Source organism: Streptomyces inhibens, from assembly GCF_022221585.1.
GTDB classification, from domain to species: Bacteria; Actinomycetota; Actinomycetes; order Streptomycetales; family Streptomycetaceae; genus Streptomyces; species Streptomyces inhibens.
On the sequence record NZ_CP084681.1, the window covers coordinates 8,775,817 to 8,793,147 of the forward strand.

The 17,331-nt window shown below is 69.9% G+C and carries 16 protein-coding genes and 4 pseudogenes; 12 read left to right on the top strand and 8 right to left on the bottom strand.

The genetic code is table 11. The features are described 5' to 3' along the window. Positions 1-766: 766 nt before the first annotated feature. Positions 767-907 (bottom strand): annotated as a pseudogene (locus KI385_RS39290) (IS5/IS1182 family transposase); the annotation flags it as partial. A 65-nt stretch (positions 908-972) separates the two neighbouring features. Here KI385_RS39290 and KI385_RS39295 point away from each other — a divergent pair. Then, positions 973-1,752 carry a GNAT family N-acetyltransferase gene (locus KI385_RS39295; RefSeq protein WP_238576788.1) on the top strand — a complete coding sequence of 260 codons (780 nt, stop codon included), beginning with the start codon at positions 973-975 and terminating at the stop codon, positions 1,750-1,752. 27 nt (positions 1,753-1,779) lie between these two features. Here the strand turns inward: KI385_RS39295 and KI385_RS39300 are convergent. After that, positions 1,780-2,193, bottom strand: a pseudogene (locus KI385_RS39300) (transposase family protein); the annotation flags it as partial. A gap of 188 nt (positions 2,194-2,381) precedes the next feature. Here KI385_RS39300 and KI385_RS39305 point away from each other — a divergent pair. Next, entirely contained in the window at positions 2,382-2,888 is a 507-nt protein-coding gene (locus tag KI385_RS39305; protein WP_238576789.1) for an NUDIX hydrolase, read from the top strand. 743 nt (positions 2,889-3,631) lie between these two features. On the opposite strand, the pseudogene KI385_RS39310 reads toward KI385_RS39305, so the two are convergent. Beyond that, positions 3,632-3,994: pseudogene (locus KI385_RS39310) on the bottom strand (IS5/IS1182 family transposase); the annotation flags it as partial. Positions 3,995-4,191: 197 nt separating this feature from the next. Between KI385_RS39310 and KI385_RS39315 the strand changes: the two are divergent. Then, positions 4,192-4,413, top strand: a complete 222-nt coding sequence (locus KI385_RS39315; RefSeq protein WP_238576790.1) for a hypothetical protein — start codon at positions 4,192-4,194, stop codon at positions 4,411-4,413. Positions 4,414-4,652: 239 nt separating this feature from the next. Here the strand turns inward: KI385_RS39315 and KI385_RS39320 are convergent, their stop codons facing one another. After that, positions 4,653-5,525 carry an undecaprenyl-diphosphate phosphatase gene (locus tag KI385_RS39320; RefSeq protein WP_238576791.1) on the bottom strand — a complete coding sequence of 291 codons (873 nt, stop codon included), beginning with the start codon at positions 5,523-5,525 and terminating at the stop codon, positions 4,653-4,655. A 197-nt stretch (positions 5,526-5,722) separates the two neighbouring features. Then, complete coding sequence (locus tag KI385_RS39325) at positions 5,723-6,424, bottom strand: TVP38/TMEM64 family protein (protein ID WP_238576792.1); 702 nt, start codon at positions 6,422-6,424, stop codon at positions 5,723-5,725. Positions 6,425-6,508: 84 nt separating this feature from the next. On the opposite strand from KI385_RS39325, the pseudogene KI385_RS39330 reads away from it, so the two are divergent. The 5 genes and pseudogenes from KI385_RS39330 to KI385_RS39350 form a co-directional block, all read left to right on the top strand. Continuing rightward, positions 6,509-6,619 (top strand): annotated as a pseudogene (locus KI385_RS39330) (DNA alkylation repair protein); the annotation flags it as partial. A gap of 106 nt (positions 6,620-6,725) precedes the next feature. Next, the gene (locus KI385_RS39335) at positions 6,726-6,914 is read left to right on the top strand and encodes a hypothetical protein (RefSeq protein WP_128503772.1); all 189 of its coding nucleotides are present in this window, start codon (positions 6,726-6,728) and stop codon (positions 6,912-6,914) included. 109 nt (positions 6,915-7,023) lie between these two features. Then, positions 7,024-8,196 carry an elongation factor Tu gene (gene tuf / locus KI385_RS39340; protein WP_238576793.1) on the top strand — a complete coding sequence of 391 codons (1,173 nt, stop codon included), beginning with the start codon at positions 7,024-7,026 and terminating at the stop codon, positions 8,194-8,196. A gap of 194 nt (positions 8,197-8,390) precedes the next feature. Continuing rightward, on the top strand, positions 8,391-9,233 hold the full coding sequence (locus KI385_RS39345) for a patatin-like phospholipase family protein (protein WP_238576794.1): 843 nt from the start codon (positions 8,391-8,393) through the stop codon (positions 9,231-9,233). A 73-nt stretch (positions 9,234-9,306) separates the two neighbouring features. After that, entirely contained in the window at positions 9,307-10,161 is an 855-nt protein-coding gene (locus tag KI385_RS39350) for a spermidine synthase (protein WP_238576795.1), read from the top strand. Between the two features lie 42 nt (positions 10,162-10,203). Here KI385_RS39350 and KI385_RS39355 read toward each other — a convergent pair whose 3' ends face one another. After that, on the bottom strand, positions 10,204-11,547 hold the full coding sequence (locus KI385_RS39355) for an MFS transporter (protein WP_238576796.1): 1,344 nt from the start codon (positions 11,545-11,547) through the stop codon (positions 10,204-10,206). 127 nt (positions 11,548-11,674) lie between these two features. Between KI385_RS39355 and KI385_RS39360 the strand changes: the two genes are divergently transcribed. After that, entirely contained in the window at positions 11,675-12,130 is a 456-nt protein-coding gene (locus tag KI385_RS39360; RefSeq protein WP_128503783.1) for a DUF4442 domain-containing protein, read from the top strand. A gap of 227 nt (positions 12,131-12,357) precedes the next feature. Further along, the gene (locus tag KI385_RS39365) at positions 12,358-13,008 is read left to right on the top strand and encodes a DedA family protein (RefSeq protein ID WP_238576797.1); all 651 of its coding nucleotides are present in this window, start codon (positions 12,358-12,360) and stop codon (positions 13,006-13,008) included. Positions 13,009-13,146: 138 nt separating this feature from the next. Here KI385_RS39365 and KI385_RS39370 read toward each other — a convergent pair whose 3' ends face one another. Together KI385_RS39370 and KI385_RS39375 are read right to left on the bottom strand one after the other, a co-directional pair. Continuing rightward, a complete protein-coding gene (locus KI385_RS39370) occupies positions 13,147-13,356 on the bottom strand; it encodes a hypothetical protein (protein WP_238576798.1) in 210 nt (69 codons plus the stop codon). Between the two features lie 105 nt (positions 13,357-13,461). Then, entirely contained in the window at positions 13,462-15,516 is a 2,055-nt protein-coding gene (locus tag KI385_RS39375; RefSeq protein WP_238576799.1) for an ATP-binding protein, read from the bottom strand. Between the two features lie 295 nt (positions 15,517-15,811). On the opposite strand from KI385_RS39375, the gene KI385_RS39380 reads away from it, so the two are divergent. Further along, on the top strand, positions 15,812-16,807 hold the full coding sequence (locus tag KI385_RS39380; protein ID WP_238576800.1) for an alpha/beta hydrolase: 996 nt from the start codon (positions 15,812-15,814) through the stop codon (positions 16,805-16,807). A gap of 131 nt (positions 16,808-16,938) precedes the next feature. Next, positions 16,939-17,295, top strand: a complete 357-nt coding sequence (locus KI385_RS39385) for a DUF4333 domain-containing protein (RefSeq protein ID WP_238576801.1) — start codon at positions 16,939-16,941, stop codon at positions 17,293-17,295. The last annotated feature ends 36 nt before the right edge of the window (positions 17,296-17,331 follow it).

Here is a 17,331-nt window from a genome sequence, read left to right on the forward strand (position 1 = left end):
TGCCAGCGCGAGCCCCGCTCCCATTACCGCTGCTCCCCGTGCGAACTTGCTCATGGACATACTCCTTGAAGGTCCGAAGCGGTCATCGTCTGTGCGCAGGCGGGTCTTCGCGGGCCTGATGTTCCACCTGGCTCCGTGATCACCTGCGTGTTTCACTCTGCTGTGCGCCGGATCCGCTGGCATCGACGCGTAGCGTGATTGAGGAATCACCGAGTGGGGGAGGTTGCGCGCCCCGATTCCTTCGTAGGTAGGAAGCGGCTGTGTGATAAACCCTGCTCCCTAAGGGCTGTCCCGTTATCCCTGGTGGATCAGCGCACGGCGTCAGATGCACTGCGTTCTCCCCCACGCCTTAAGGGCGCAGGAGGGGCCCCCACCGCTCACTCCGTCTCGGCTCTTCATTCGCTGTACGGATGCCGAGCTGCATCGCAAGGCGGAGGGACGTCCGGATACTGGGTGTATCCGGATGTTCCGACAACGCGGCGTGGGGGCACCTCCCAGCGTTAGCTGGGGGAGTGCCGTAGCTGTCGTCGTGCGCCCGCCAGGGATTACGGGACAGCCCTTAGGCTGCCCTCGGAGAGTCGCGGCTGGGGGAATCGGTCGCAGTGACCGATTCAGAAGCAGGCTGACGCCTAGGGCGGTGCGACGAAACATGCTCGGCCTACCTGTCCGTGCTGTCCGCCGGAAGTGACCACGACCCGTCGCACAGTACGTAGGGCCCGACCCATCGGACAGGCCTTAGAGCGACCGAGGGTAGGCGTCGTTTCGGGCGGCGGACTTCTGCTCGGGTGTCCCATCGGTAGTGGTTGCGGGCCTGCTGGATCAAACAACGCACGGTGACGAACGCGGCGGCGAGGTAGAGGTAGAACTCGACGGTCTCGGTCGTGCGCTGTACGAACGACCGCCGCATGAGGGGCCGGGGGAGGCCGGGAAATCCAGTTGCCGCCTCCGTCTGTTCAATGATGGAGTGGGCGGATGGATCATGAAGCGGTACTTGCCCTGTTCGACCGACAGATGCGGCAGGAGGCGCGGGCCGATGATCCTGGGGCGCGGGTCGAGCGGATCGGTGACGTGGTGCGGCAGGTCGGCGTCGGCAACGATGACTGGAACGGCGTCGTCTGGTGTGATCTGAACGAGGCCACGGCGGACGGGGCGATCGCGGCACAAGTCCAGCATTTCGCCTCGCTGGGGCACGAGTTCGAGTGGAAACTGTACGGTCACGATCAGCCCGGTGACCTTGCCGGGCGGCTGCGGGCTGCGGGGTTCTCCCCCGAGCCTGAGGAGACCTTGATGGTCGCCGATATCAACGACCTTTCCACCGACGTCGAACTACCTGAGGGCGTCCATTTGCAGTCGGTCACCGGCCCATCCGGTGTGGATCTCGCGGCGGACGTCCATGAGCAGGCGTTCGGCACGAGCGCCGTCCGGCTTCGCCACCGCATGCTCTCCCAGCTGGCCGGGAAGCCGGAAACCTTCAGTATGGTCGTCGCGACGGCCGGTGACCTGCCGGTGTGCGCCGCGCGGATGGAACTGCACCCGGGCACCGACTTCGCCAGCCTTTGGGGCGGGGGCACTGTGGCCGCATGGCGAGGCCGGGGCATCTACCGGGCACTGGTCGCCCACCGAGCCCGCATCGCCGCCGAACTCGGCTATCGCTACCTGCAAGTTGATGCCTCCAGCCAGAGCCGCCCGATCCTGCAACGCCTCGGGTTCGCCGTCCTGACCACCACCACGCCACACGTGTACCAGCCATAGAGCGACCCAGGATGGGCGTCGTTTCGGGCGGCGGACTTCTGGTCGGGTGTCCCATCGGTAGCGGTTGCGGGCCTGCTGGATCAAACAACGCACAGTGACGAACGCGGCGGCGAGGTAGAGGTAGAACTCGACGGTCTCGGTCGTGCGCTGGAAGCAGCGCCGGAGTTCGCCGTACCCGTTCATCCAGGAATGGGTGCGTTCGACCACTCAGCGGCGCCCGACCTGGATGGGAGCCTTCACGCCCTTGGCGGCGATCTCGCCGACAAGACCGTGTTCCTCCAACACCTCCGCGCATGGCCTGCCGTTGTACGCGGAGTCCAGGTGGATGGTGGGTTTCTCCGGCAGGACAGACCCGACCCGGTCGTTCACCGATTCCAGGGTGGGTTCGAGCAGCTTGGAGTCGTGCCGGTTCGCGCCGGCGGCTGCCAAGCCGACCGGTACCGTGTAGGTTCCGATTTGTTTTGTCGGCTGAAGCCGCGATGACCAGGGTCGTTGGATGGATGTCCAGCCGATCTGTCGGTGGAATCGTCCAGTCGGTCGTTTTCCTCCGGACAGGACGTGGTCTGGTCCGGCCGAGCAGAGTGTGGACTCTGGAGAGGCTGTCGGTTCCCTCTGTCATCGTGTGCTCCATGGGTGAACTTGTTGAGCGGGTTGATGAGCATGACGAGGTGTTGTCTGTCGTGGACAGGCGGGAAGCGATCCGTCACGGGTGGTTGCATCGCATAGCGACGATCGTGTGCCGTGACACTGCGGGGCGGATCCTCGTCCACCGTCGTTCAGACGGTGTCTCTCGTTTCCCGGGACAGCTCAACTGGATGCTCGGAGGCGCTGTGGATGTAGCCGAGTCGTATGAAGACGCCGCTGCACGGGAGTTGGTGGAGGAACTCGGTGTTCATGCTCGTCCTCGTTTCGTGTTCAAGTTTCTGTGCGCGGGTGTGATCAGCCCGTATTGGCTCGGTCTGCATGAGGTCGTTGTCACGGAACCGGTCCAGCCCGACCCCTCGGAGGTCGCTTGGCATGACTGGCTGACTGAGTCGGAACTGATTGACTTGGTCCGTCACCAGGCTTTCGTTCCCGACGCACGCGAGGCATTCGGTCGATATCGCGCCCTGCCTCTGCGGCGCGAAGCGATGTGAGCTGCGGCGCGCTGCTGGAGTTCGTGCTCCGCGGCTCGGCGTCCTGCGGTGGTGAGGCTGTAGTAGATGCGGCGGCGTCCTGCTCCGCGACCTGGGGTTGCCCGGTTGAGCCAGCTGGCGTCGTCTTCGGGCCGACTGGTGAGCCATCCGGCCTGTTCCAGTTGGCGGAGTCGACGTGACGCCGGAGGCGGTCACCGTCCGGCCCGATCAGGTGGAACGGCTGGGCCGCGATCTTCACGATGCCCCGGTCGAAGTCGGCGAGCAGAATCCGGGCCAGCTCCAGCCTGCTTTCGTAGGCAACGAGCCGGTCCGTCGTCGCAGCGTGGTACCAGCCCGAACAGTGCTTGCGGCCCCGGTACCAGCGGAACTCGCGGACCGGCTGTCCGGCTGCCACCTCCTCCACGGACAACCGGTCCAAGTCGACCTCGACCAGCTGATCGCCAGCCTGCCGATACACAGCCCGGATCGTCCGGCCTTCTGGCGTGCCCGTTTCGTCCAAATCAATCGCCATGGCCACCCCTTCGTGTCCGGTGTCATTGACACCAAGACACTGGTTCTCACCATGAGTAACCTGGTTGAGAAGCTGGGAAGCCCGACGAAAGACCGGCCTCGCGATGTAGAGCGCGGCCACGTCCCTGGTCTGGCAGCGACCGAAGGGAGCTTGTCTACTGACAAGTTGGCGACAAACCACTTGGACAGTGACATCTCTAATTGGACAGTGACATCTCTAATCGGAACCTACATACCCCATCGCGATCGGTGGCGACCGAACGCTTCATGCCCTGCTTGCGACAGTCGACCGGCGAGGGGCCGGCCGTCTCGCCGTTGCACGGGGCCTTGGCGGTGCACCCGTCGGCGGACAGATCGTCCAAGGCGAGCCCGATCATCCTCTCGTAGGCTGCCAGCACCAGGCGATGGAGGATCTGGGCCATCCCCAGCCTGCTCCACTCCTTGACCCGGTCGCGGATCGTCCAGTCTGAGCACCCGGCCCCGGCGATCCTCTCGTAGCCCGCACCGTAGACAAGCTTCTCGACCACGCGATCGAACACCAACCGGTCCGGAATCCGCCGCTGGTGGCATCCGAATCGACGGTGAGCCGGGGTGAACACTCCATGCTGAATGTCTGCATGCCGCCGAGTGCATGAGCCTGCACCTCATCTAGCAGCATGACCTCCACCTCCGCCGCGTAGGCAGCGTGCTGTCGGCGTCGAGCACGCCACCACGTGGACACGATGGGCGCCCATCGGTCCCCGGATCGAGGCGCTCCCGCACCTCATGTTGGAGGTGCGGTGTCGACCTGGATGTGGAGCTGCTCGGTGAGTTGCTTGCCGGCTCGCCACGTACCGCTGGCGATGAGTTCCGTCTGGTAGGGCCAATCGCGGTCTGGGGCGATGAGGGCGCGCATGACCGGTGGATGCGCCACGCGCAGTCGAGTGCGCTGCTCACCTTCGATGAGTTCGTGCTTTCGGAGGAGGGGCATCGCGAGGCGGACTTTGTGCTCGTGGACGCCGTAGTGGCGGGCTAACGATGAGCGGCTGGGGAGTTGTTCGCCCGGGCTCGGCGGTCGGCGGCGATCTGTTGGGCGAGGTCGGCTGCGGCGCGTCAGCGTGCAGCCTCCATCGCGGCCCCTTCCCGTATGCGTTCACGCGGCGGTGAGTGGGAGACAAGTGGGAGATGATCTTCGAGATTAGCCCCTAGTAGTAGCCATTAAGTGCTAATCCGCCAGCTAGAAGCTGCCCCTGATCAAGCCTTGATTTGGCGCCCCTACCCCGCCGTCTCGCCCGCATTCGGTGCGAGCACCCCGGCCGCGACCAGGGCGAACAGGGCTATGCCCAGCAGGATTCGGTAGATGACGAAGGGCATGAAGCTTTTGTTGGAGATGAACTTCATGAACCAGGCGATCACGACGTAGCCGACGACGAAGGCGATGATCGTGGCGAAGATGGTGGGGCCCCAGGAGACATGGCCCTCGCCCGCGTCCTTGAGTTCGAAGACGCCGGAGGCCAGTACGGCCGGGATGGCGAGCAGGAAGGAGTAGCGGGCGGCGGATTCGCGGGTGTAGCCCATCAGCAGACCGCCGCTGATGGTGGCGCCGGAGCGGGAGACGCCGGGGATGAGGGCCATCGCCTGGCAGACGCCGTACAGCAGGCCGTCCTTGATGCTGAGGTCGGTGAGGGTCTTGCGCTGTTTGACGGCGCGGTGCCGGCCGCCGGTCTCGTCGCGGGCGGCCAGCCGGTCGGCGATGCCGAGCACCACACCCATCACGATGAGCGTGGTCGCGATCAGCCGCAGATCGCGGAACGGGCCCTCGATGGCGTCCTTGAGCGTGATGCCCAGCACGCCGATCGGTATCGAGCCGACGATCACCAGCCAGCCCATCTGGGCGTCGTGGTGGTGCCGCAGCTCCCGGTTGAACAGGGAGCGGGACCAGGTCGAGATGATCCGCCCGATGTCCTTGCGGAAGTAGATGATGACGGCCGCTTCGGTGCCGATCTGGGTGATGGCGGTGAAGGCCGCACCGGGGTCCTGCCAGCCGGCGAACGCCGCGGTCAGGCGGAGATGCGCGCTGGAGGAGATGGGCAGGAACTCGGTCAACCCTTGGACGAGTCCGAGGACGAAAGATTCAAACCAAGTCATGGAAAGTACGCTGTCCAAGGGTGATCAAGCGCTTACCTGCGCGAGCGGGGAGAAAACGGACGACGGCGGCAGAGGTGGGACACCGCTGACCCGGGCAGCGTAACGTCCGAAGATGTCCGGGTGGCCAAGGGGTCCTGGACGAACGGTGCCTGCCCAGTGGTAGCCCACCCACGGAACCCGTGTCGCCCGGCCCGCGTTCAGTGTCCGCGCAGTGCCTTGCGTTTGCACCAGGCCACGATCAGCGCGGCCAGTCCGCTGAGGGCGATGAAGCCCAGGGAGAGGAGGAACGCGGGGGAGGTGGGTGTCGAGGCGCGCGCGCCCGCGATGACGTACGCGGCTGTGTTCGGGATGCTGCCGAGCGCCGTCGCGAGGAGATAGGGGAACCAGCCCATGCGGGAGACCGCGGCGCAGTAGTTCGTGGCGCAGAACGGCAGTCCGGGGAAGAGCCGGATCGCCAGCATCGAACGGAAGCCGTGCTCGCTCAACTGCCGGTCGGCGGCGGTCAGCCAGCGGGCGCGCAGCAACGGCCGCAACGCGTCCTGGCCGAGCAGCCGCCCGAGTCCGAAGGCCAGGCCGGCGCCCAGCACCGTACCGGCGAGTGCGGTGGCCAGACCCGACTCGCTGCCGAAGAGGGCACCCGCGGCGATGTTGAGGACCGGGCGCGGGACAAAGGCGGTGGTGCACACGCCGTACGCCAGCGCGAAGACCACCAACGCGGTCGGGCCGGACACCTGCATCGGCCAGCCGCCGGCCAGCAGGCGCTGCGGCTGCCACAGCAGCATCGCGGCCGCGGCGCAGGCCAGCAGGGTGAGCAGCAGGCCCAGCCGGGACCAGGGGGAGAACAGCACACGCATGCAGCGCGCGGCGAGGCCGTCGGGCGTTGCGGCGGGTTCGAGCATCCCGGGAGCGTAACCGACAAGGGTGTCCGGGAGCCGTAGGACAAGGGTGTCCAGGAGCCGTAATCTTGCCCGCGTGGTCGGGTAACCGCGGTGCCGCGTCAACTGCGGTTCAAGGAGCGTACGGACGCCGACCGGCTCTTCGCGCACTGCCCGCGCCGGGCCGGGCACCGGGACTTCTTCATCCGTGAGGCGATCACCTGTACGGCGGGTCCCTTCCCTTCGCACCCTCTGTACGGTGGGCCAACTCCGCTGCCTGATAAATCGTTCGACGCCGGCGCGGCCGCCCGGCACCATAGGACGCATGTTCCGGCACGCCTTCCTCCCGCTCCCGTCCGCAGTCGCGGACGAGCCGAAGGCTGCCGTCGACCTCCTCGCGGCCATCGCCGCAGCGGACTGCGCACCCGCAGGCGCCGCCATGGTGGCAGCAGCCACCGCCGTCGCAGCAGCAGCCGTCCCGGCCGCCGCAGCGGCAGACGGCGTCCGAAGCTGACCCTCTCCGGATCGTCCGGCGGACCCCGCAGGGGGAGGGTCGGCCGGGTCCAGGGGTCCCCACGGCGCCAAGTCGCCGTCCTCACCGCATTGTTGCGAGGAAGAACACCATGCCCAAGACGGCATACGTACGCACCAAGCCGCACCTGAACATCGGCACCATGGGCCACGTCGACCACGGCAAGACCACGCTGACCGCGGCCATCACCAAGGTCCTCAGCGACCGGGGGAGCGGCACCTTCGTCCCGTTCGACCGGATCGACCGGGCCCCGGAGGAGGCCGCTCGCGGGATCACCATCAACATCTCGCATGTCGAGTACGAGACCGGCACCCGCCACTACGCGCATGTCGACATGCCCGGCCACGCCGACTTCATCAAGAACATGGTGACCGGCGCGGCGCAGCTCGACGGCGCGATCCTCGTCGTCTCCGCGCTCGACGGGATCATGCCGCAGACCGCCGAGCATGTGCTGCTCGCCAAGCAGGTGGGTGTACGGCACATCGTCGTCGCCCTCAACAAGGCCGACGCCGGCGACCCGGAGCTCACCGACCTGGTGGAGCTGGAGGTGCGCGAGCTGCTGAGCGCGCACGGCTACGACGGGGAGCACGTACCCGTCGTACGGGTCTCGGGGCTGCGCGCCCTGGAGGGCGACCCGCGCTGGACGGCGGCGATCGACGCGCTGCTGGACGCCGTGGACACCTATGTCCCGATGCCCGAGCGGTATGTCGACGCACCGTTCCTGCTGCCGGTGGAGAACGTGCTGACCATCACCGGGCGCGGCACGGTCGTCACCGGGGCCGTCGAGCGCGGCACGGTGCGGGTCGGCGACCGGGTGGCCGTGCTCGGCGCGGAGACCGAGACGACGGTCACCGGGCTGGAGACGTTCGGCAAGCCCATGGAGTCCGCCGAGGCCGGGGACAATGTCGCGCTGCTGCTGCGCGGGCTCCACCGCGACCAGGTGCGCCGCGGGCATGTGGTCGCAGCCCCCGGCAGCGTCACCCCTCGGCGCCGCTTCACCGCCGAGGTGTATGTGCTCTCCACGGAGGAGGGCGGCCGCCGGACGCCGCTGTCCACCGGCTACCGCCCGCAGTTCTACATCCGCACCGCGGACGTGGTCGGCGACCTCGACCTCGGCGAGCGCGCCGTCGCCCGCCCGGGCGAGACGGTGACGGTGTCGGTCGAACTGGGCCGGGAGGTGCCGCTGGAGACGGGCCTCGGCTTCGCCATCCGCGAGGGCGGCCGCACCGTCGGCGCGGGCACGGTGCGCACCGTCGAGGAGTGAGGCACCGCGTGCCGTCCTAGGGCTGCGCCCCGTACCTTCCCAGGTGCGGGGCGCCGTCATGCGCTGTCCCGATGGCCGGCGGAGTGCGAGACTGCTCGCCCGGATCACCGGTTGAATGGTTGGACGGATGGACAGGGTGGCCCGGCTGCGCCGCGTGGTGCGGGCCGACAGCCAGGACACGGGAGGGACGTCTGATGGCGGCTACGGCACTGGTCCTGGGCGGCGGAGGGCTCACCGGAATCGGCTGGGAGGTCGGCATGCTCGCCGGTCTCGCGGACGCGGGCATCGACCTCGCCGACGCCGAAGTCGTCATCGGCACCTCCGCCGGATCGATCGTCGGCGCCCACCTCACCGCGGAGCACCTCACCCTGGAGGCGATGTACGAGCACCAGCTCGCCGCGCCCGAGGGCCGGTCGGCCGCCCGGATGGGGCCGGCCGCACTGGCCCGGTTCGCGACCATCGCGCTGCGCTCCCGGGACACCGTGTCGTTCGGCGTGCGGATGGGAAAACTGGCGCTCGCGACTCGTACCGCCCCCGAGACGGAGCAGCGCGCGGTGATCGCCCGGACCCTGGACCTGACCGACTGGCCGGCCCGCCGGCTGGTGATCACGGCGGTGGACGCGGCCACCGGTGAGCGCACCGCCTTCGACGACACCAGCGGTGTGTCGCTGCTCGACGCGGTGGGCGCCAGCTGTGCGGTCCCCGGCATCTATCCGCCGGTCAGCATCGATGGCACACGGTGGATCGACGGCGGGGTGCACTCCAGCGCCAATGCCGATCTGGCCGCCGGATACGGCCGGGTGGTGGTCGTCGCGCCGATGGCGGTCAGCGGCGGGCCGATCGCCGGACCGCGGTCGCAGGGCGCGCAGCTGGCGCGCCAGGGCGCCCGGGTGTGCGTGATCACTCCCGACCGCGCGGCGCGGTCGGCGTTCGGCCGTAACGTCCTGGACCCCGCCAAGCGCGCCGACGCGGCCCGCGCGGGGCGCCGGCAGGCGGCCGACCATGTCGCGGAGATCCGGCAGGTCTGGTCGGACTGACGACCGGACGCACGGGGCCAGGGCCGGACGTACCGCGGCCGGGGCGCCGTGCCCGCACCGGCACAATGGGACGGTGGACGAAGCACCTGAGCCGATACCCGTCACCCGGACCGTGGACTGCGGCACCGCCAAGCTGCTGCCGGACGTCGACCGGCCGCGCGCCTGGCTGCTCACGGTGGACGGCGCACCCCAGTCGTATGTCGACCTCGACGCGCCCACCCATCTCGAATTCGAGTATGTGCGCCGGCTCGCACACGTCCTGGACGAGGCGGCCGCCCCGGAGCGGCCGCTCGATGTGCTGCACCTGGGCGGCGGGGCGCTGACCCTGCCGCGCTATCTGGCCGCCACCCGTCCGCGCTCCCGGCAGGACGTCATCGAAGCCGACCGCGGGCTGCTCGCGCTGGTGACGGAGGAGCTGCCGCTGCCCGGGGACTGCGGCATCGCGGTGCGTGCGCTGGACGCCCGTACGGCGCTGGAGACGGCGCCGGAGGACAGCGCCGATGTCATCGTGGCGGATGTCTTCGGCGGCTCGCGGGTGCCGGCGCATCTCACCTCGGTCGAGTACGTACGCGCCGCCGCTCGGGTACTGCGACCGGACGGCTGCTACGCGGCGAACCTCGCGGACAGCGCGCCCTTCGGCTTTCTGCGCGGCCAACTCGCCAACTTCGCCACGGTCTTCGAGCATCTCGCGCTGATCGCCGAGCCCTCGGTGCTCCGCGGCCGCCGTTTCGGCAACGCCGTGCTGCTCGCCTCGCGCACCGAGCTCCCGATCGCCGCGCTGGCCCGGCGGGTGGCCGGTGATGTGTTCCCGGCCCGGGTCGAGCACGGTGCGCCGCTGCGGCGGCTGATCGCGGACGCGGTGCCCGTACGGGATGCCGAGGCGGTGGCGTCCCCGGTGCCGCCGGACGGGGCGTTCAGCGTCGGCTGAGCGCTGCCCGATCCGGCGGTGCGGCGGCGTGGGACGGATCGCTCATGCCGTCTCCGCCCCGTCGCTCGCGGGCGCGGTCTCCCCGGCCGCGGAGGCGGGGGATACGGTGCCCGCCACTGCCCCTGCCTCCGGCGTCGTACGCCGCGTCAGCCGCCGCACATCCGGCACGCACAGCACCGCCGCCGTCAGCAGCACGATCAGCGCCGAGCAGCACCACAGTGCGGTCGTCCGGCCGATGAGGTCCTGTACGGGGCCGGCCAGCGCGGTCGCCAACGGGACCATGGCGACGGAGCCGAGCCAGTCGTAGGAGGAGACCCGGGAGAACTTCTCCTCGGGAATCTCCTGGTGCAGCGCCATCATCCACGTCACCGCGAAGACCTCGATCGCGATACCGGTGCCGAACATGATCGCGGTGAGTCCGGCCGCCGGCAGCGGTACGGCGAGCGCGGCGGACGGGAGGGCGAGCGGGAAGACGCACAGCGAGCCGGCGAGCAGGATGCGGCGCGGTCTGAACCGGGTCATCAGCAGGGCGCCGCTCGCGGTGCCCGCACCGAACGCGCCCAGCGCCAGCCCCCAGGGGCCGGGCCCGCCCAGATGCTGCTCGGCGACCAGCGGTCCGTAGACCCCCTCGGCCGCCGAGACCACCGCGTTGACGAGCGAGAACTGCACCACCACCGCCCACAGCCATGGCCGGGAGGCGACCTCCCGCCAGCCGTCCCGCAGATCGCGCAGTATCCCGCCGCCGGGGGCACGCGCGGGCACCCCGCTGACGTCGAGGAATGCGCGCAGCGCCGCCGCGAGGGCGAAGGCGGCCGAGTCGATCGCCAGCACCCAGCCGGGGCCGACCGCGGCGACCAGTGCGCCGCCGAGCGCCGCGCCGCCGATGCTCGCGCCGTTCATGCCCATACGGAACACGGCGAAGGCGCGCCCCGCGTGATCGCCGGAGACGCTGGCCAGGACCATGCCCTCGGAGGCGGGCGCGAAGAACGCCTGCCCGGTGCCGCCGAGCGCGGCCAGCACCGCCATCTGCCACAGCCGCGGCTCTCCGGCCAGCACGAGCAGCGCGAACAGGCCCTGCGAGACGCAGTTGAGGGCGTTCGCGGCGACCATGACGCGATGCCGGGGGAGCCGGTCGGCGACCGCGCCGCCGATCAGCAGGAACAGGACGAGCGGGACTGTACGGGCGGCGGCGACCAGGCCGACGTCGGTGGCGTTGCCGCCGGCGGCCAGCACCGCGAAGGCGGAGGCGATCAGCGCGCCGGAGCTGCCGAGGTTCGCGATCACCGTGGCGCCGGTGAGCAGCAGATAGTTGCGCCCCGCCCAGCTCGGAAGGGCCAACCGGTGCCGCGTCCGCACGTCCCTGCCGGGTTGCTGTTCTCGCCACATGGGCGTCAACGATATGTGCGGCACGGGGCCGTCGGCACGGTTTTATCGACGGGCGGCCGCAAGGGTCCCGACGCCCGGATCGCGGCCGGCTCTTCACACCTAAGCTACCGCTAGGTAACATGGTGCCATGTCCTCCGAGACCCTGCCGTCGATCGGCGAAATGATGGCGGCATCCGTGCCGATGGTCCGCACCCTGAACCTTGAGTTCACCGAGACCACCGCCGAGCGCGCCGTGGTCCGCATGCCCGACCAGTCCGACTTCCACAACCACGTCGGCGGACCGCACGCCGGCGCGATGTTCACCCTCGCCGAGTCCGCGAGCGGCGCGATCGTGATGACGGCCTTCGGTGACCAGCTCGGCCGCGCGGTGCCGCTGGCCGTGCGCGCCGAGATCGGCTACAAGAAGCTCGCCATGGGGCCGGTCACCGCCACCGCGGAGCTTGGCCGCCCGGTGGCCGAGGTGGTCGCCGAGCTCGACGCCGGCGGACGTCCGGAGTTCCCGGTGAACATCGCGATCACCCGCGAGGACGGCGCGGTGACCGGCGAGATGAGCATCGTGTGGACCCTGCGCCCCAATAAGTGAGCCGATCCACGTAGCGATCTTCCCGGCCCGCCGTGCACCGCGCGGCGGGCCGTCGTCGTGCCGCGGCACCCGATGTCGCTCGGCGCACGTGGTTTCGGCCCTCTGACGGTGCGATCGAGTACGCTTCCCGGGCGCGCTGCGGCGCGCCAGGGGATCGACCGGCGCCGAGGTCATGGACGTCGGGCAACGGCCCACACGGGGGCCCTACACCAGCGGAGGAATCGGCGTTGCACATCCAGGAGTGGCTCGAGACGGTACCGGCCGTGAGCGTCTACCTCCTGGTGGGGGTGGTCATCGGACTGGAGAGCCTGGGCATTCCGCTGCCCGGCGAGATCGTCCTCGTCAGCTCGGCGATTCTCGCCGCGACTCAGGATCACATCAACCCGTTCGTGCTGGGCGCCTGTGCCTCCGTAGGCGCGATCGTCGGTGACTCCATCGGGTATCTGATCGGACGCAAGGGCGGCCAGCCTCTGCTGCTGTGGGCCGGCCGGAAGTTCCCCAAGCACTTCGGCCCCGACCAAGTCGCCATGGCCGAGGCGAAGTTCGACAAGTGGGGCATGTGGGCGGTCTTCTTCGGCCGTTTCGTCGCGCTGCTGCGCATCTTCGCCGGCCCGCTCGCCGGTGTACTGAAGATGGCGTACTGGAAGTTCCTGATCGCCAACGTCCTCGGCGGCATCATCTGGGCCGGCGGCACGACCGCGCTGATCTACTGCGTGGGCATCGTCGCCGAGCCGTGGCTCAAGCGCTTCTCGTCGTACGGGCTGGTCGCCGCCGTGCTCTTCGGTGTCGGCTCGTTCATCCTCATGAAGCGCCGGGCGAAGAAGGCGGCCGCCGCGCGCGAGGCGGCGGAGGCCCCGGTCGCCGCGACGGCCGACTGACCCGCGCCCGGCGCTCCCCGGCCATGACTGCCGGGCGGTTTCTGCACGAGGGCCGTCACACGTTCGACACGAGGGCCGTCACACGTTCAAGAGGCTCAACTCAACTGATTGTTTTGATCGGTTGAGGAGCGGTGTACATCAGGGCATCGACCAGATGTCGGGTCCGCCGTCACGCCATTCAAAGACGCCGGTGTCGTCCCAGACGAACGTCGCGGTGCAGAATCCGGCCCGGCGCAGGATCGCGGCCACGTCACCAGGGCGCAGCGCTCGTCCCAGATCCTGTCCGTAGAGCGTCACACGGCGACCGCCTGTGGAAGGCGGATGCACGATCACGGGGGCACGCTTCATACCCTCCAGCATGCGACCGGCCGGTCGCTCCCGCATCCCGAACGGGGTCGGTGTGTCACACAGCGTGGCCACCGGCCCGGCGGGACACCGGAGCTCTCTCGGGCCTCAGGACCTGGCCCGCAGCCGTGAGAAGAAGGGCCGCGCCGCCGGTCCGGGACCGCCGCGCTGCCACCACCGGCCCCCCTCGTCAGGCCGCGACGCCCCCGCCCGGCCGCGCACCTCACGCCGCAGAGCGGCCAGCATGTTGCGGGCCCCCGCGATGAACAGCGGGTCACCGATGAGCTTCTTGGCCACCAGCGCCTTACGGCAGGCCCGCAGCGCCGCCGCCGGGTCGCCGTGGGCCCGTTCGATCAGGGCCTGCGCGTACAGGATCGTCGAGTACAGCCAGAAATCGCCGTCGGAGTGCCGGCTCTCCCAGGCGCGGCGGGCCGCCGCCTTCGCCCGCTCCGCGTCGAGCGCCGACAGGGCGATGGCGAGCAGCGCCCAGCTGTGGGCGGGCCCCGGGCCGTACCACGGATCCCTGGAGCGGTGCCGGGCCGCCTCCTCCAGACACACCACGGCCGTAGCGGAGTCCTCGCGGTACAGCGCCAGCACGCCGTGCGCATGCGCGATACGGGCCAGCCCGTCGGAGTCCGCGTGCATCACGGCCGCCGACCACGCCTCGTCGAGCAGCGCCTCCGCGGTGGCGAGCGCATGTTCCTGCGCCGCCAGATAGCCGGCCAGCCACAGCGCACGGGCCCGCAGCGCGGTGTCGTCCCGGGAGAGCAACAGCAGCCGGTCCAGATGCGCCCGCCCCTCGCGGCGGAAGCCGCAGGCCGCCCAGTGGAACCACAGCGAGACCGCGATTTCCAGCGCGCTGAGCGCATCCTCCGCGTCCTGCGGGGGCCGGGTCAGCGCCGCGTCCAGGTTGTGCAGCTCGTCCTCCACCAGACGGACCGCGACCTGCTGGTTGGGGCCCTGCCAGGCGATCTGCGCCTCGGCCGCGAGCGCCGCGCAGGCCTGCCGGAACCGGCGCAGCGCCGCCAGCTCCTCGCCCGCCTCGCGCAGCTGGGTCCGGCCGAAGTCGCGGGCGGCGCGGGGGAGTCGGTAGCGCGGCGGCAGCGCGGCCCCGCTGTCCTGGTGGGCGCCGCCGGCATCCCGTACGCGTTCGACGACCGAGGCCGTACGGAGCCGCTCCAGCGCGCCGTCGACCGCGGCTGCAGGAACGTCACTGCTGGTGCAGACGCAGCCGGCGAGCCAGGGGTCGAAATCTCCGGGGAGCACCGAGAGTCTCGCCCAGACCCGCCGGTCGGTGGGCGAGCAGAGGGCGTAGCCCGCGGCGTGTGCGGCGTAGAGCGAGGTGTGCCGCACGGTCGCCGCCGGCCCCGAGTACAGGAGCGGACCGTCCGCGCCCACCTGCGCCGCGAGCTGCGGCAGCGACATCCGGTCCAGCTGCTGTGCGGCCAGCGCGATCGCCAGCGGGGAGCCCTCCAGCGCCTGGCACACCGCGACCAGGAGCTCCGGCGCGGCGGGCCCGGTCCGCGCGGCCAGCAGCTCGACGGCCGGTCCGGCGATCCCCTCGCCCAGCGTCACTGGGAGCGGCGCGATCTCGACGACCCGCTCCTCGGGCAGGCCCAGGGTGCGGCGCGCGGTCACCACGACCCGCAGCCCCGGTTCCGCCCGCAGCAGCCGCCGGACCAGCTGCACACACTCGTCGAGCAGCGGGTCGCAGTCGTCCAGCAGCACGGTCGCGCGGTGTTGCCGGCAGTGCGCGGCGAGCGCCGCGAGGGCCGTACCGCCCGCCGGGGGAACGGCCGTTGGAGCATCCGTCCGGTCCGCCCGGCCACGCGCCGGCCTGCTGACGCAGGGATGTGCCGTACGCCGGGCGAGGGCCTCCGCGGCATCCCGGCGGGCGGTGTCCGGCAGCCCCGCCGCCCGGAGCAGCGCCTCGGTCAGACCGCCCTCGGCCAGACCGTCCCAGCAGCCGACCCGGATGACCGTGCGGTCGTGCCGGGCGCAGTGCTCCTCCAGCACGGAACGGGCCAGGAGGCTCTTGCCCACTCCGGCGGCTCCGGTGAGCGTCACCAGCGGAGCGCTGCCGAGCAGACCGGATACATGCTCGTGCTCAACGGCCCGTCCCACAACGGCGGGCAGTGGCCAGTGATCGGCCCACGCGGTCATCGGTCATCCCCAACCACGGCACAGCGCCGCGCCCTTCCGAACTGGGAACCAACCATGCCAGAACCGACCGTCCGGTAAACAGGCAGCAGCCGTATCTAACGAGGGAAACGCGGTCGGTGCATTTGACGTGACGGTCCACGTCCTTGAGCGCACGGAAGAGCGGACCTGCAGGTCACCAGGGCCGGGGTGGGCGTCGAGAGCGCTCCGGCCGATCTTAAGGTGGTGTCTTTCGACCGGTCTCGCGGTGGCAGCGTGGTTGCCCGCGGCCGGCCCAAGGATCCAAGGAGAACGTCCGATGAAGTGCCTGCGCGTCGGTGCTGCGGTGAGTGTGGTGGCTCTGGGGCTGCTGGCCGGTTGCGGCAGCGGCGGGGACGTCGTCGACGCATCGAGCGTGCCACGGCTGCGGGCCCACGCCGCGGACGCGATCAACGGCAAGCCCAGGGTGGTGCCGCCCCGTGGCCCACGCTCCGTCTTCACCCCGTTCCGTACGACGGGGGACGACGGCACACAGGTCGTGACGACGAAGTGGCACGGTCGCAAGTCCGGTTTCACCGGCGACATATGGGCGTGGGTGCCACCGCAGTACCTCCAGCCGCAGTACGCCAAGAGCGGTTTCCCGGTGTTGATCGCGATGCCCGGTGCCTATGGCTATCCGTTCAACTACTGGGCCGGGGCACCGTTCGCGCTGCAGGAGCGGATCGCGGAGTGGTCGGAGCAGGGCAAGACGCTGCCGTTCATCGTGGTGATGCCGGTGCTCAATCCCGCCAAGAAGTACTACGACGGCAGCGACATCCCGGGGCAGCCGAAGATGGGCACCTGGCTGACCGAGGATGTGCCGGACTTCGCGCGGGCCAACTACCGTACATACGACAGCCGTGACGGCTGGGCGTTCATGGGGTCCTCGTCCGGTGGCTTCGCCGCCCTGAAGGCCGTGCTCAAGCAGCCCGGGAAATTCAAGGCGGCCGTCGTCAACGGCCCTGACACGGTGCCGGATTCGCCGATGTGGCAGGGGTATCCGGCCGAGATGCGCGCCAACGACCCACGCCATCTGGCCCGGCAGCTGGCCGCGCGGGGCGGCCCGGAGGTCTATCTGGCCTTCGAGCTGGGCAGCAAGGAGGATGCGGTGCCCGATGTGAAGCGCTTCATCAGCGAGTACACCGGCGGGCCGATCCACTCCACGCTCTTCGAAATACCGGACGGTGTGCACAGCGGGCACACCTACATCCAGCGCATGGCCGACTCGCTGCACTGGATCAGCGAGCAGATGCAGGGCCCGGTGCCGTCCGTTTGACGCCTCGTCGCCTGGGTGGCCGCACGGTGGGGGGTCTCGTGTTGCCGACGCCTGGCGACCCGTAAGAATTGTCCCTGATCCGGCCGGTGGGCACGGCCGGGGAATCATGAGTGCCCGCTGGAAGGAGAGCAGTGCGGTATCTGCGAGCTGTCGGCCTGGTACTGGTCGGCACGGCTCTGCTGGCGGGGAGCCTCACGGCGGGCAACCAGTGGCTGATGGACCGGGACGCGACCAGTGAGGTCGACGGAACGACCGACTCCATCCCGCGCGCCGAGGTTGCCCGCTCGATCTCGGGTCATCTGTCGCTTCCGGTGATCCTCCGGGGGCCGCGGTCCGTCGACTGTACGAGGGATCTGCGCGCGGTCAAGGGCGCATGGGTCCATTGCACGGCGCACTACCTGCGGGGGACCGACCGGGGAATGACCGTACGCGTCGTCCGGGTCCGCGGCGGTCAGATCACATATGTGCACGACGCCCCGCACCGCTGACCTTCGCTGACCGATTCTTGCCCGTTGCGTTCGCGA